At 67.2% G+C, this 14,090-nt stretch carries 15 protein-coding genes; 8 read left to right on the top strand and 7 right to left on the bottom strand.

The window, feature by feature from the left end; all coding sequences use genetic code 11:
- Positions 1–80 precede the first annotated feature (80 nt).
- The 5 genes from ACFO0A_RS02925 to ACFO0A_RS02945 form a co-directional block, all read right to left on the bottom strand.
- Positions 81–302, bottom strand: coding sequence for a hypothetical protein (locus ACFO0A_RS02925; protein WP_379537481.1), 222 nt, complete (start codon positions 300–302; stop codon positions 81–83).
- On the bottom strand, positions 286–687 hold the full coding sequence (locus tag ACFO0A_RS02930) for a DUF968 domain-containing protein (RefSeq protein WP_379537482.1): 402 nt from the start codon (positions 685–687) through the stop codon (positions 286–288). The genes ACFO0A_RS02925 and ACFO0A_RS02930 overlap by 17 nt, the downstream gene beginning before the upstream one ends.
- On the bottom strand, positions 680–1,417 hold the full coding sequence (locus tag ACFO0A_RS02935) for an ERF family protein (protein ID WP_379537483.1): 738 nt from the start codon (positions 1,415–1,417) through the stop codon (positions 680–682). Before ACFO0A_RS02935 ends, ACFO0A_RS02930 begins: the two co-directional genes overlap by 8 nt.
- Positions 1,414–2,328, bottom strand: coding sequence for a YqaJ viral recombinase family protein (locus tag ACFO0A_RS02940; protein WP_379537484.1), 915 nt, complete (start codon positions 2,326–2,328; stop codon positions 1,414–1,416). Before ACFO0A_RS02940 ends, ACFO0A_RS02935 begins: the two co-directional genes overlap by 4 nt.
- A gap of 238 nt (positions 2,329–2,566) precedes the next feature.
- Complete coding sequence (locus ACFO0A_RS02945) at positions 2,567–3,034, bottom strand: DUF5681 domain-containing protein (protein ID WP_379537485.1); 468 nt, start codon at positions 3,032–3,034, stop codon at positions 2,567–2,569.
- Positions 3,035–3,490: 456 nt separating this feature from the next.
- Here ACFO0A_RS02945 and pdxH point away from each other — a divergent pair, with 456 nt between their 5' ends.
- The 3 genes from pdxH to ACFO0A_RS02960 are packed head-to-tail and all read left to right on the top strand — an operon-like array spanning position 3,491 to position 5,852.
- Positions 3,491–4,105, top strand: a complete 615-nt coding sequence (gene pdxH / locus ACFO0A_RS02950) for a pyridoxamine 5'-phosphate oxidase (RefSeq protein WP_379537486.1) — start codon at positions 3,491–3,493, stop codon at positions 4,103–4,105.
- Positions 4,102–5,061 (top strand): cation diffusion facilitator family transporter, encoded by a 960-nt coding sequence (locus ACFO0A_RS02955; RefSeq protein ID WP_379537487.1) that lies wholly within the window; start codon positions 4,102–4,104, stop codon positions 5,059–5,061. Before pdxH ends, ACFO0A_RS02955 begins: the two co-directional genes overlap by 4 nt.
- The gene (locus tag ACFO0A_RS02960) at positions 5,058–5,852 is read left to right on the top strand and encodes a PhzF family phenazine biosynthesis protein (RefSeq protein WP_379537488.1); all 795 of its coding nucleotides are present in this window, start codon (positions 5,058–5,060) and stop codon (positions 5,850–5,852) included. The genes ACFO0A_RS02955 and ACFO0A_RS02960 overlap by 4 nt, the downstream gene beginning before the upstream one ends.
- Here ACFO0A_RS02960 and ACFO0A_RS02965 read toward each other — a convergent pair.
- Complete coding sequence (locus tag ACFO0A_RS02965) at positions 5,849–6,994, bottom strand: serine hydrolase domain-containing protein (RefSeq protein WP_379537489.1); 1,146 nt, start codon at positions 6,992–6,994, stop codon at positions 5,849–5,851. The two genes, ACFO0A_RS02960 and ACFO0A_RS02965, sit on opposite strands and share 4 nt — an antisense overlap.
- Positions 6,995–7,028: 34 nt before the next feature.
- Here ACFO0A_RS02965 and ACFO0A_RS02970 point away from each other — a divergent pair, with 34 nt between their 5' ends.
- Positions 7,029–7,400, top strand: a complete 372-nt coding sequence (locus ACFO0A_RS02970) for a hypothetical protein (RefSeq protein ID WP_379537490.1) — start codon at positions 7,029–7,031, stop codon at positions 7,398–7,400.
- Positions 7,401–7,410: 10 nt separating this feature from the next.
- Here the strand turns inward: ACFO0A_RS02970 and mnmA are convergent, their stop codons facing one another.
- Positions 7,411–8,574, bottom strand: coding sequence for a tRNA 2-thiouridine(34) synthase MnmA (mnmA, locus tag ACFO0A_RS02975; protein ID WP_379537491.1), 1,164 nt, complete (start codon positions 8,572–8,574; stop codon positions 7,411–7,413).
- A 129-nt stretch (positions 8,575–8,703) separates the two neighbouring features.
- On the opposite strand from mnmA, the gene ACFO0A_RS02980 reads away from it, so the two are divergent.
- From ACFO0A_RS02980 to ACFO0A_RS02995, 4 genes are all read left to right on the top strand, one after another.
- Positions 8,704–9,054, top strand: a complete 351-nt coding sequence (locus ACFO0A_RS02980; protein WP_379537492.1) for a hypothetical protein — start codon at positions 8,704–8,706, stop codon at positions 9,052–9,054.
- Positions 9,051–9,350: a CtrA inhibitor SciP gene (gene sciP, locus ACFO0A_RS02985; protein WP_379537493.1), complete on the top strand. Its 300-nt coding sequence runs from the start codon at positions 9,051–9,053 to the stop codon at positions 9,348–9,350. The genes ACFO0A_RS02980 and sciP overlap by 4 nt, the downstream gene beginning before the upstream one ends.
- Before the next feature lie 271 nt (positions 9,351–9,621).
- The gene (locus ACFO0A_RS02990) at positions 9,622–10,821 is read left to right on the top strand and encodes an efflux RND transporter periplasmic adaptor subunit (protein WP_379537494.1); all 1,200 of its coding nucleotides are present in this window, start codon (positions 9,622–9,624) and stop codon (positions 10,819–10,821) included.
- A 7-nt stretch (positions 10,822–10,828) separates the two neighbouring features.
- Positions 10,829–14,065: an efflux RND transporter permease subunit gene (locus tag ACFO0A_RS02995; RefSeq protein ID WP_379537495.1), complete on the top strand. Its 3,237-nt coding sequence runs from the start codon at positions 10,829–10,831 to the stop codon at positions 14,063–14,065.
- The last annotated feature ends 25 nt before the right edge of the window (positions 14,066–14,090 follow it).

The raw sequence follows: 14,090 nt of genomic DNA on the forward strand, positions 1-14,090 counted from the left end.
CAAGCCTGACGTTGGGGGCACACCGCTGGAAGATCGAAATCGCAGTGATGACGCAAGCCCCTTTGTTTGCCTGCCTACTCCTATTTTCTGTCCATCGCCCGCCACAGCCCCGAAGCCACCGTGCGAATGAGCTGGCTGACCACCTTGAGCGAGGTGGCTGCAGCCAATGACCAGCAGCGTTCGGCCATGTCCTCGAGCTCGGCGATGAGCGCGTGGAGCCGCTTGTAGACCTGGAGGTCGTCGAGCCGGTCGGCACGGAGGGCTGGGCGGGGCGGAGTGAACTTGTCAGGGCTGTGGGTCATCGGACGTCTCCGGGTAAAGCTGGCAGGAGCGATGGAGCGTGGGGGCCAGCGCGCGCCAGTGGGGCGAGCGCCGCGCGAACTCGGCGGCGAGCGCCTTGAGATCGAGGCCGTGGCGCCGCTCGAACGCGCGCTCGCCGATCCGGTGCTGCTCGCCGTGGTGCTCGCGGCACAGGCTCAGGGTCCAGCGGTCGGACGGCTTGAGTCCCGCGCCGCCATCGGTCCCGCAGCGGACGTGGGCGCACTCGACCGGGCCGCGGGTGCAACCGGGCACGCAGCAGCGGTGACGCCGCACCCAGGCGCGGTGTGCGGAGCACGCGCGCGCCTTGCCCGCCTCGCGCCCTGTGCGGGGCGGACGCAGCAGCGGCGGCAGGTGAACCCTAGCCACGCGCCCGGGCCTTGCCCTGCCGCGCCGCGCGCGGCTTGGCCGCCCGGGGCGCGGCAACCGGTGCAAGCGGAGCTGGCGGTGCCGGCCGGGAGAGCGCGGCGCGGCGCGCCGCGATCGCCTCGCCGAGCGCGGCGTAGAGCGCGGGGCGCTCGCGCGCCAGCGCGTGCAGCGCCGGACGGTGGCGCTCCTGCACCCGGTCGAGCGCCTCGGCGGTCTCGCACACCCTGATCATCTCGGTGAGGTCGTCGCGCCACTGCTCCCAGCCCTGGACCGGCTCGGGCGCGTGCCGGGGCTGGACCAGCCGGGGCGAGGCGGCGTCGGCATCGTCGCTGCCCGCCGGGATGCAGAACGCCTGGATCATCGCGTACTTGTAGGCCGCGGCCATCGCCTTGCTGGTGGCCTTGTCGCCGCTGTCGAGCGCCTCGCCGAACGCCTCGACCGTGTGGCGCGAGCCGTCCTCGACGCTGACGAGGTCGAACGCGCTGCGCAGCGCGACATGGACCAGCACCTCGCCTGCGCTCCCCGCACGGTCGGAGCTGACCCGCTCTAGCGCGCGCGGGAGCACGCACAGGCGGTGCGCCGCGAGCAGCGGGGCGAGCCGGGCGTAGACGTCGTCGATGCTGCGGTAAGCATAGCCATCGCCCACGTTGACATGGCGCTTGGCGATCCCCGCGGCGGCCAGCGCCGCGGTGACCGCGTTGATCGCGGCGTAGACCCGCGGCAGGGTCATGGCCCCACCGCGCGGATGGTGATCGCCCCGGCCTTGCTCCGCCTGGCCTCGATGCCATGTCCGAACGCGCGCGCGACGTCGTCCTCGACGAGGCTGCGCAGGCTCGTGCAGGCCGCGGCGTGGGCCTTGGCCGCGGCGCCGTGCGCCAGCCAGTCGGCGGCCGAGGCGGCCCACAGGTTGTGGCCCTCGAGGCAGACCTCGCGCACGCCCACCGGGCGCGGGGGCAGCGGGGCCGGCGCGGCGACGGGCGGCTCACCCGACTGGACGCAAGCCCAGAAGCGGGCCTCGGCCTCGAGCAGGTCCTGCTGGTAGAGCCAGTCGGCGGCGATCTCGAAGCACTCCCACTTGCCGTTGCCGAACAGGATAGAGAGCAACGCCCGCTGGCAGCCGGCGACCGCCATGTTGTGCTGGAGCTGGGGCATGTAGCGCTCGACCACCTCGGCGGGCTTGGCGAACCCGCTGGTATGCTTGGCCTCCCACACCGCGCCGAGCGGCTCGACGAAGCCGTCGAGGGTGCTGCTGCGCCACGGGTTGAGTGCGCAGCGCACCACCTCGCCGACCCGCGTCACAGGGTAGCCGCTGGCCTTCTCGTACCACGCCCGGTTGAACGGCTCTGTCCAGCAGCCGAGCATCACTGCCAGCTTGTCCGACAGGTCCTCGCCCTCGCACTCGCCGCGCTTCTCGCGCCACAGCTGGAGGATGCGTTCGTCCGAGCCCGACAGGATGGTGTTGGCATCGCTTCCGCCGATCCCCGCGCGCCGCGCGGCGCGCTCCGCCGGACCCAGCCCGAGGCTGGCCAGCGGCGGCCACGCCCACGGGCCATTACCCGCTTGGGTGTCGTCCCGGTCCGACCCGACCGACTCCTCGTTGCCAAAATAGTCGTCGCCAGCCACGTCCCGCGGCGGGTCCATGACAAGGCCCGCGGGGAACGGGGAATTAGATTTGCATATTGTCATCACATGGCCTCCTAAACATTGCGCTGCAGTGAGAATCGCAGCAACATTGCTCGCACCGGATTGCCAGGTGAATGGGTAAATAGTGTTCCTAGAGAGATATTTCGGGTCGCTAATGGTTTATTGAGACAATATATATGCCAACTACCCTACCGATGCCACGACTAGAAAATATCGGATTTTGAGATCCCGAAGATTAATTTGACCGAATGTTCCAGTCTTTAGGTTCTCGTCCGTCTTCTTCCAGCTTCAGGGTAAATTCGATCAGTGGATCGTCTGTGCCGCCGGCAAGGCTAGAATCCTCACACTCAAGAACATGCTTAAGCGCCGCAGGCTTACCGTTTGCCGCATCCTGAACCAACTTCGTCGCGATAATCTCCCTGACCGTCATTATCTGCTTGGTTTTCTTTCCGGGCATAGGGACTGCGACCTTACGATCCAACTTCAGCATAATTTCCTCACGAAGGCTCCGCGGACGGGTACGCCTGCCACCGGGGTTGCCCGACTGGCCCTTCTTGAACTGGCTCTTTTTTGGCGGCTTCCCGAAACCCACCTCGTAATCAACATCGTCCATCACACGCGCTCCCCCACACAAATTCCCAAACTGCTCAAGAATTTCTCCCGCGATGGTGCTCGCTTGGCCGCCCGGAACCTCGCCGCGCACAGCGGACGCCTCGCGCCTAGTTGAAGCGAAAACTAACCGCGGTATAAAGTCATGCTTACCCCCACCAGACGCACGCGGCGCCAACTCGCAACAGGCAACACCGCGGCGCAAAACGAGCGAACATCGAGGGGGGATTTTGGCTGGTCTGCTGCGGCAGACTGCCACCGATGTTCGCACAGCGTGATAGATCAAATCCTCGACCCCAGCAAGTACAAAAAGAGAACAATTCGGTCCGCTTTTCGTTTAGATACGCCGGAATACCCTCAGGATTGGACGCCCGGTCGTCAAATAACCCCAGAATCCCCAAGGCCATCCCGCAGCCGCTCGCCCCTTCACGCAAAGCGATTGCCAGATGATTTCCCTGAGAACAGGGAATCAGGGTGTTCCTTTGGCCAAGTAGCCCTAGTAGGCGAATTGGGCCGGTCATCAGGCGACGCTGGTTCGCTGGAGTTCATCATGACAACCCCCCAGGACGTTTCCGACGCCATCCCTGCCGACGATCCGCTTGCGCTGTTCGACCTTTGGTATGCCGAAGCGCGCCATTCCGAGCTGAACGATTCGAACGCTATGGCGCTGGCTACCGCCACCGCTTCGGGCGCTCCGTCCGTGCGCATGGTATTGCTGAAGGGACATGGCCCTGACGGGTTCGTTTTCTATACCAACCTCGACAGCCGCAAGGGCGGGGAACTGGCCGCAAACCCGCAGGCCGCTCTGCTCTTTCACTGGAAGTCGCTGCGTCGCCAGATCCGCATCGAGGGGCGGGTCGAAAGCGTCGACGCCGCGACCGCGGATGCCTATTTCGCCAGCCGCAGCCGCGATTCGCAGCTTGGCGCGGTGGCTTCTGACCAGTCGCGCCCGCTGCCATCGCGCGAGGTTTTCCTCGATCGGGTCGAGGCGGTGAGAAAGCGCTTCGACGGACGCGCGGTCGAACGTCCCCAACGGTGGTCGGGCTTTCGCGTGATCCCGGCGGCGATCGAGTTCTGGCAGGACCGCGAAGCCCGGTTGCACGAGCGGCGCCGATTCGTGCGCGACGCGAAGGGGGAGTGGTCAAGCTCCCTGCTTTATCCATGACGGCGGAGCACGGCCTCGACGCGCAGGCCTCGCTGAACCGCAGCGCGGCCATGGCCAGTTCGGCTGTCGCGCTGCTTCTGCTTGGGCTCAAGCTATGGGCTGTGTGGTCGACCGGGTCGGTCGCGATGCTCGGCAGCCTTGCCGACACGATGCTCGACCTGCTCGCCAGCCTGGCAACGCTCTACGGCGTGTGGCTCGCGTCGCAGCCGGCGGATCGCGAGCACCGCTTCGGCCACGGCAAGGCCGAGGCACTGACCGCGATGTTCCAGGTCGTCCTGATCTCGCTTTCCGCTCTGGGAATCGCGTGGCGGGCGGTGCAGCAGCTGATGGGCGGCGTGCGGACCGAGGATGCCGAGGCGGGCATTGCCGTGTCGCTCATCGCGATGGTCGCGACGATTGCGCTCCTGGCATGGCAGCGCCATGTCATTCGGCGAACGGGCAGCCTCGCGATCTCGACCGATCACGTCCATTACCAGTCCGACCTGCTGCTCAACCTCGCGGTGATCGCGGCGCTCGTTCTCGACCAGTACGTAGGGGTCAGCGGCGCCGACCCGGTGCTGGCGCTGGGCATTGCCGCATGGCTGGCGTGGGGTGCCTGGGGCGCCTCGCAGGCGGCGATCGAGCAGCTGATGGATCGCGAATGGCCCGAGGACAAGCGTGACCGGTTCCTTGCCGTCGTTGCCCAGCATCCCGAGCTGCGCGGGCTTCACGACCTGCGCACTCGGACCGCCGGGAACCGGGATTTCGTGCAGTTCCACGTCTGGGTCGACGGCCGGATGACCGTGACCGAGGCGCATCGCGTGATGGACGAGATCGAGGACAAGCTGATGGCCGAGTTCCCGGGGCTCGAAGTGCTGATTCACCCGGATCCCGAAGGGCTGGTCGACGAGGGGCCGATGGGCGCCGAGGACCTGCTCCTGGGGGCCGCACCAACAGTTGAACAGGAAGCGCTGTGACCAAGGTTCTCTACTGGCACGTGGATGCCTTCGCCGACCGTCCCTTTTCCGGCAACCAGGCCGCGGTGATGGTCCTGGACGCCTGGCCCGACGATGCGGTGCTGCAGGCGATCGGCGCGGAAAACCTGTTCGCCGAAACCGCGTTCCTCGTCAGGGACGAAAGCGGCGCGGCGGAGTGGGAGTTGCGCTGGTTCACCCCGGAATGCGAGGTTCGCCTGTGCGGACACGCGACGCTGGCCTCGGGCCACGTCTTGCTGTCCGGTGCGGCGGCACTGGACCAGGTGCGCTTTGCCACGCGCCAGGCGGGCGTGCTCGTCGTCCGGCGGGCCGAACGCGGATACGAGGTCGGCTTGCCCGCGATCCCGGTGGAGGAAGGCGAATTTGCCGAGGCGGTTGCAGCGCTCGGCAAGCGGCCGTCGCGCATTTGGCGCAGCCCCGACCGCTACAACGTCTTCATGTTCGCGAACGAGGATGAGATTCGCGCGCTTTCACCTGACATGCGGGCGCTGGCGACGCTGGGCGATCACCAGTTCATCTGCACTGCGCCCGGCGGGGCGACCGACGTGGTCAGCCGCGTGTTCGTGCCCGGCGCCGGGGTGGACGAGGACAGCGTGACTGGCTCGGCCCATGCGGCGCTTACCCCGCTGTGGGCCGCGCTGCTGGGCCGCGACAAATTTACCGCGTTCCAGGCTTCGGCTCGTGGCGGACGGCTGAGCTGCCGGCTCGACGGCGCGACCGCGTGGCTCGGCGGCGATTGCGTGACTGTGGTCGAAGGGACGTTCGCGCTCTAGCGCGCGGGGAACAGGTCAACCAGTTTCGCCAGCCCCGCGACCATTGGCGCGCGATCACCGTCGTTGGTCTTGCCCAGCCGCACGATCACCAGGTCCTGACGGGGCGAGACGATCACGTACTGGCCGAGATGGCCGACGCACGAAAACAGGCTGGCGGGGCCGTGACCCGGGAACAGCGTTCCCTCGGCGCCCTTGCTCGGCCTGTGATTGAGCCAGATCTGCGCCCCGTACGCGGCGTTGCGGGGGCTGGGATGGGTCATGAAATCTATCCAGCCGCGCGGGATCAACTGCGCACCGCGCACCGATCCGCCCGCGCGCAGAAACTCGCCGAACTTGGCCCAGTCGCGCGCGGTCCCGTGGATCAGGCTGCCGCCGATCAGGGTGCCGAAGCGGTCGTATTCGGGGACCATCGAATGCATGCCGATCGGCTCGAACAGGCGGGTGCGCAGGAACTCATCCATCGCGCGCCGGCGAATCGCCGGATTCTCGGCAAGCGCGGGGTTCTCGACCAGCGCGCGCGTGGCGATGTCGGCGAGGATCACCGTGGTCGCGGTCGAGTATTCGAACTTGGCGCCGGGCTCCGCCTCGAGCGGCTGCGCCTCGGCATAGGCGGCCATGTTGTCGCGCCCGTCGCGGAACAGCATCCGCACCTCGTCAGACGAGTAGATCGGGTCGCCCGCCTCGGTGTGATTGAGACCCGAGCGCATTTGCAGGAGCTGCTTTAGGGTGATCTCGCCGCGCGGATCGCCCGGGCGTTGCCAGGCGGGCACGGGCGCCGATTCGTTCAGCCGCAGCCTTCCGTCGGCGATCAGCATGCCGATCATAACGCCGGTGATGCTCTTTGCCATCGACCAGCTCACGAACCGGGTCTGCGGAGTGTAACCAGGTGCATAGCGTTCGGCGACCATGCGGCCGCCGTGCATCACGATCACTGCGCGTGTTTCGGCCATCGCGGGGTCGGTGAAAAGCCGGTTGACCGCACGGGCGAGCCGTTCGCGGCCCACCCCGGGGTCGGCCTTGACCGCGGCAAGTGCCGCCGGGCTCAACGGCGAATCGGACGCGGGCGCGGCGGAGTGGCTACAGCCCCAAAGCGCTGGCAGGAGCAACAGGGGCGCGATAAGGGGGGCGAGGAAGCGGGGCATGTGCGGTGCCCGCAACTCGCGCAACGGATGGGTAATGGCAACTGCAAACAGCCGCGCCGCGACTGCCGGTGCTCAACCGCCGGTCCGCCGCCGGGGCCGGCGCATCCGCTGGATCGTCCTCACCTTGGTGATTCTCGTGGTGACGTTGTTCGCGGCATTTCGCGCGCCGCTTGCCGGCTATGCGGGGGTCGGCACCGCCTACGCCGCGCGCGTCGGCTGTAGCTGCCGCTTCGTCGGCGGCCGGTCGCTGGAAGACTGCGCCAAGGATTTCGAGCCGGGCATGGAAATGGTGAGCCTGAGCGAGGATGGCGCTGCGCGCAGCGTGACCGCCAGCTTTCCGCTGATCCGAAGCGATACCGCGACTTTTCACGAAGGCTGGGGCTGCGTGCTGGAGCCCTGGCACTAGGCCAGGCTCGTCAGGCTGAGGTCGAATCGATCCAGCCGCCGCCGACCACGCGCTCGCCGGCGTAGATCACGGCCGCCTGGCCGGGGGCAACGCCGAACTCCGGCGCCGCGAAGCGTAACGTCACCGTCGCACCCTCGCCGAACGCGCCGTCGATCGTGACCGGAACGGGCTTTGCCAGCGAACGCACCTTGGCGGTGAGCGCTTCCGCCGGATTGAGTGGGCCGATGCGGTTGGTCTCGATCACCCGGGCCGAGGCGACGGCGAGCATGCGGCGCGGGCCGACCATCACCCTTGCCGAGGGCGCGTCGAGAGCGGTCACGTAGAGCGGCTCGGCCTGGCCGCCGATCTCCAGCCCACGGCGCTGGCCCACGGTGAAGTTGATCACTCCGCCGTGACGGCCCAGCACCTCGCCCGATTCGGCATGGACGACCTCGCCCGGCGCCGCGCCTTGGGGCCGGATCGCGCGCACGACCCGGGCGTAATCGCCGTCAGGCACGAAACAGATGTCCTGGCTGTCGGGCTTGGCCGCGACCCGCAAGTCCGCCGCGGCGGCGAGCGCCCGCACCGCCGGCTTGGGCATTCCGCCCAGCGGAAAGCGCAGGAAATCGAGCTGCGCCTCGGTCGTTCCATAAAGGAAGTAACTCTGGTCGCGGGCCGGGTCGAGCGCGCGGTGCAGTTCGGGGCCGGCCGGTCCGGCCACTCGGCGGACGTAGTGCCCCGTCGCCAGGCAGTCGGCGCCGAGTTCGCGAGCCATCGCCAGCAGGTCCGTGAACTTGGGTCCCATGTTGCAGCGGATGCACGGCACCGGCGTTCGCCCGGAAAGATAATCGTCGGCGAAGCGGTCGATCACCTCTTCGCGGAAGCTCGATGCGTGATCGAACACGTAGTGAGCGATGCCGAGACGGTCGGCGACGAGGCGCGCATCGCGGATGTCGTCGCCCGCGCAGCATGCGCCCTTGCGACCGGTGGCCTCACCGTGGTCGTAAAGCTGGAGCGTTATCCCGATGACATCGGCGCCCGAACGCGCGGCAAGGGCTGCCACGACCGAGCTGTCTACCCCTCCGGACATCGCCACGACGATCCGCCGATTCGCGATCGGCCCGTCCAGCTGGAACAGGCCGGCAGGGTCGATCGCGCCGATCGCGGCGTGGAGGTCGGGATGGTGAACGCTCATTGGCCGGCCCTATAGGCCAATTGCCGCCAAAGGGGGCGAAAATCTCGGTTTCGCGTGGATAAGGTTGCCTAACGCGAGGTGAAGGCCGGGTTTACCTTGCCTTATCCAAGTCGCGCTAGAACGCTTGGAATGAATATCGATCAAGCCTTACTGCGCCTGCCGCAGCCCGTGCCGGCAATGCCCGGCGACGACGAAGGGTTGCGCCCGGTGGACTGGTCGGCGCTTTGCGCCACCCTCACCGCGGCAAGCGACCTTCGCGCGGTCTGGAACACCGTGGTGCTCCAGCGTCCGCAACCTGGCCAGGCAAGCTTCGCTCCGGCCGACGTGGGCGCGATCCTCGCCGCATCCGCTCGCCGGCAGGATGGTAGACGGGAAATTAACCCTGAGCCTTCAACGAATGGAAAACCCTGGGCACGCATGGCTCGCACTGAAGCGGGACAATTCGAAGACCGCGCCGATTGCGATCGAGGACTGCAATGATCGAGAACCAGAAGATCAAGCCGGCCATGGTTATTGGGCCGCTCGGCGAACCGCTCACTCTCGATTCGCTGCCCGCGCCGGAAACGACGCGCTGGGTGGTTCGGCGCAAGGCCGAGGTCGTGGCCGCGGTCAACGGCGGCCTGCTGACGATCGACGAGGTGTGCGAGCGCTACAACCTCACGCTCGAGGAGTTCGCCTCGTGGCAGCGCGCGGTCGACCGCTCGGGGATGCAGGGCCTGCGGGTCACCCGGATACAGCATTACCGCGATCTCTACGAACGCCAGCTCAAATACTGACGCCGGCCGCGAAACGGCCTGGAGGGGCGCCCAGCCATCTGGCCGGGCGCCCTTTTTCGTTTGGCGGCGTTGAACCGGCCCGAGCGCGCGCGATTGCCAGCGCCCAACGCGGCGGCTATGTCGCATCGCAGGGGCGAGCGCTGTGGCGCGCGATGACGACTGCCGGCTTGCCGCCAGTGACTTGTCGATGTAATACACCTCGCGTCATATCGCCGTCAGGGCGACGAAAGAGCGGCGGCATGGGCTGTCGGGGCCAAGGCACGTGAAACCTATGAACGACGAAACCAAGATCGACGTAGCGACGGCGGAACCCGTGACGTCTTACGACGATCTCGATCTCGCGGGCGAAGCTGCGCCGCGCCGCCGGCGTTGGCCGGTCATCGCGGTAATCGGGCTGGCGCTGGCGATCGGGGCATGGCTTCTGCTGCGCCCGGGCAGCGATGCCGCGCCCGCCGACAAGGCCGATCAGTCGCCGACCGTCACCGTGGTCAGCCCCGGGCGCGGCACCGTTCAGGGCGTGATTTCGGCAACCGGGACCCTGGCGGCACGCCGCGAGATTCCGGTCGGATCGGTCGGCGAGGGCGGGCAGGTCGTCAGCGTGCTCGTCGATGCCGGCGACTGGGTTCGTCAGGGCGAAGTGCTGGCCGTGGTCGACCGCTCGGTCCAGAACCAGCAGGCCGCAAGCCAGTCTGCCCAGATTTCGGTCGCTCAGGCCGATGCCAACCTCGCCCAGGCTAACCTCGACCGGGCGCTCAAGCTCGTGGCCCGCGGCTTCATCTCCAAGGCCGACGTCGACCGGCTGACTGCGACGCGCGATGCCGCCGTCGCCCGGGTGCGCGTCGCGCGTGCCCAGCTTGGAGAATTGCAGGCGCGCGCCAACCGTCTCAGCATCGTGGCTCCCGCCGCGGGTCTTGTGCTCGAACGCAATACCGAGCCCGGCCAGGTGGTCGGCGCGGCCAGCGGCGTCCTGTTCCGCATCGCCAAGGGCGGCGAGATGGAGCTCATGGCGCAAGTCAGCGAAAGCGACCTCACCGCGCTTTCGGTAGGCGAAACCGCCAATGTGACGCCCGTGGGCACCGACAGGTCGTTCACCGGGCAGATCTGGCAACTTTCCCCGACCATCAATCCGCAGACCCGCCAGGGGATGGCGCGCATCGCGCTGGCCTATGACGCTGCGCTGCGCCCGGGCGGCTTCGCGTCTGCCAACATCGACAGTGGCACGGTGGTTGCGCCGCTGCTCCCCGAATCCGCCGTGCTGAGCGACGACAAGGGGACGTTCGTCTATATCGTCGGCGGCAACAACAAGGTCATCCGCCAGCCGGTGAAGACCGGTCTGGTCACGCGCGACGGCATCGCGATTACCTCGGGTCTCAGTGGCAACGAGCGGGTCGTGCTGCGTGCTGGCGGCTTCCTCGCTCCCGGCGACAAGGTCATTCCCAAGGCGGCGGCCTCGCAGCCCGCCGCGGGCTGATCGCGCCATGAATTTCCGCAACATCTCTGCCTGGTGCATCCGCAACCCGGTGGTTCCGATCGTCCTGTTCCTGGGCCTGACCCTGGCCGGGATCGTCGCCTTCATGCAGATGAAGATCCAGAACCAGCCGGACATCGAGTTCCCGATGGTGATCGTTACCATCTCGCAGCCCGGCGCCGCCCCGACCGAGATCGAGACCCAGATCACCCAGCGGATCGAATCCGCGGTGCGGGCGATCAGCGGCGTCGACACGATCAGTTCGACCGCGTCCGAAGGCAACAGCCAGACGATGGTACAGTTCCAGATCGGGCAGGACATCTCGGAAGCGGTCAACGAGGTGAAGAACGCGGTCGACCAGGCCCGCGGCGACCTTCCCGACGGCATCCTCGAACCGCAAGTGTTCAAGGCCCAGACCTCCTCCGATCCGATCGCCTATTTCGCCGCCGCCGCCGACGACATGACGATCGAGCAGCTGAGCTGGTTCATCGACGATGCCGTGGCGAAGCGCCTGCTGACCGTTCCAGGCATGGCCGAAGTCAACCGCTCGGGTGGCGTGAATCGCGAGATCGCCGTTACGCTGGACCCGGCGCGGATGCAGGCGCTGGGCGTGACCGCGAGCCAGATCAACGCCGCGCTGCGTTCGAGCAACCTCAATGCCGCTGGCGGCCGCGCGGAAGTTGCGGGATCGCGCCAATCAGTCCGCGTGCTCGGCAACGCCAAGACTGCGTTCGACCTGTCGCAGACCGATATCGCGCTCAGTGGCGGACGCACGGTCAAGCTGGCCGACGTTGCCGATGTGAAGGACAGCTTCTCCGAGATCACCAGCCTGGCAAAGGTCGACGGCAAGCAGGTCGTGACGTTCAGCATCGCCCGCGCCCGCGGCGAATCCGACGTGAGCGTTTATGACGCCGCCGTCGCGACGCTCGATAAGATCCAGAAGGAGCAGAACGGCCGGGTCCGCTTCACCCGCCTGTTCACCGAGGTCGACTACACCAAGGCGCAGTACGAGACATCGATGGAAGCGATGGTCGAGGGCGCGGTCCTGGCGGTCATCGTGGTGTTCTTCTTCCTGCGCGACTGGCGCGCGACGATCACCTCCGCGATCGCGATTCCGCTGTCGGCAATCCCGACCTTCTGGTTCATGGACCTGCTGGGCTTCACTCTCAACACGATGTCGCTTCTCGCCCTCGGGCTGGTCGCAGGTGTGCTGGTCGACGACGCGATCGTCGAAATCGAGAACATCGTCAGACACATGCGAATGGGCAAGACTGCCTACCAGGCGTCGATCGACGCGGCTGACGAGATCGGCCTTGCGGTCGTCGCGACCACTTTCTCGATCGTCGCGGTGTTTCTGCCGGTCGGCCTCATGCCTGGCGTCTCGGGCCAGTTCTTCAAGAATTTCGGCCTGACCGTCGTTGCCGCGGTGCTGATGAGCCTTGCAGTCGCGCGCATGATCACCCCGATGATCGCTGCCTATTTCCTCAAGGCCAAGGGTCACGCCGAACACGGCGAGGGGCCCTTGATGGACCGCTACATGGCGGTGCTGCGCTGGTCGGTCGATACGGACGCGGCCCGAGCCTATCGCGCGCAGCACCCGCGCCGCCGGTTCCGCGCGCGGCTGCGAGATCACCGGGTCTGGATGATGGGCGTCGGCCTCGGCGCCTTCGTGCTGACGCTGATACTGGGCGCCAACATTCCGATGCAGTTCTTCCCCGACAGCGACAGCGATTTCAGCCGCATACAGATCGAGATGGTGCCCGGCACCACGATCGCGCAGACCGAAGTCGTCGCCGACCGGGTGCAGAAGATCATCGCGGCGCAGCCCGAAGTGCGCAAGGCCCTGGAGCGCGTGGGCGAAGGCAACGCCCGCGTCTTCATCAACTTCAAGGACGATCGCGAACGCACGAGTATGGAGTTCGAGCGCGAGCTGACGCCCGTGCTGCAGAAGATCGCCGATGCCCGGGTCACCTTCCAGAGCGATCAGGGCGGCGGTCCCGGCGGCGGTTCCGGCCGGCCGATCAACGTGATGCTGTCGGGCTCCGACCCGGTCCTGCTCAACAAGACCGCGCAGACCCTGGTCCAGCAGATGAGCACGCTCAAGGAAGTCGTCGCGCCGCGCGTGTCGGCCGACATGCGGCGGCCCGAAATCGTGATCAAACCGCGGCTCGACCTTGCCGCCTCGCTGGGGGTAACGACCCAGGCGCTGAGCCAGGCGATCCGCATCGCCACGATCGGCGAGATCGACCAGAACAGCGCGAAGTTCTCGCTCTCCGACCGCCAGGTGCCGATCCGGGTGAAGCTGCCGGTTTCCTCGCGCCGCGACCTTTCGACCATCGCCAACCTGCCGGTACCCACCTCCGCCGGCGGGTCGGTGCCGCTGGGCCGGGTGGCCGAGATCGGCTTCGGCTCGGGACCCACCTCCATCCAGCGTTACAACCAGAACCGCCGTGTGTTCATCGGGGCCGATCTTGCGCCCGGCGTGGTCAAGGGCACCGCCGACAAGGCCATCGCGGCGCTGCCGATCATGAAGAATCTTCCACAGGGCGTGTCCGACGAAAAGGCCGGGCAGGACAAGTGGCAGCAGGAGATGCTGTACAACTTCATGGTCGCGCTCGCCGCGGGCGTGCTGCTCGTCTTCTCGGTCCTCGTGCTCCTCTATCGCCGCTTCGTGTCGCCGCTGGTCAACATGGGCTCGCTCTTCCTTGCCCCGCTGGGCGGATTGATCGCGCTGATAGTTACCGGCCAGGCGCTGTCGCTCCCGGTGTTCATCGGCGTCCTCATGCTGTTCGGCATCGTTGCGAAGAACTCGATTTTGCTGATCGACTTCGCGATCGAGGAAATGGCGACGGGCCGCGACAAGGCCGGCGCCATTCTCGAGGCCGGCCACAAGCGCGCCCAGCCGATCGTCATGACCACCGTGGCGATGGTGGCGGGCATGGTCCCGACCGCTCTTTCGCTGGGCGGTGACGGTGCCTTCCGCGCGCCGATGGGCACCGTGGTGATCGGCGGCCTGATCCTTTCGACGATGCTGACGCTCCTGATCGTCCCCGCCGGCTTCAGCCTGGCCGACGGGATCGAGAAGCGCCTGGGGCCGTGGCTGGGCCGCAAGGTCCTCAGCTACGATCCGTCGCATGCGCTGGGCGGCGCCGCTCCGGTTCAGGGCCCCGCAGCGGCCAGCGTCGCGGTTCCCGCACGCAACAGGGGTGACGTCGGCGATCATGGTGAGGTAATGCCCGCGGAGTGAACGCTCCGGCCCTATCGTCGCAACG

Source organism: Novosphingobium tardum (assembly GCF_042652045.1).
GTDB lineage: Bacteria > Pseudomonadota > Alphaproteobacteria > Sphingomonadales > Sphingomonadaceae > Novosphingobium > Novosphingobium tardum.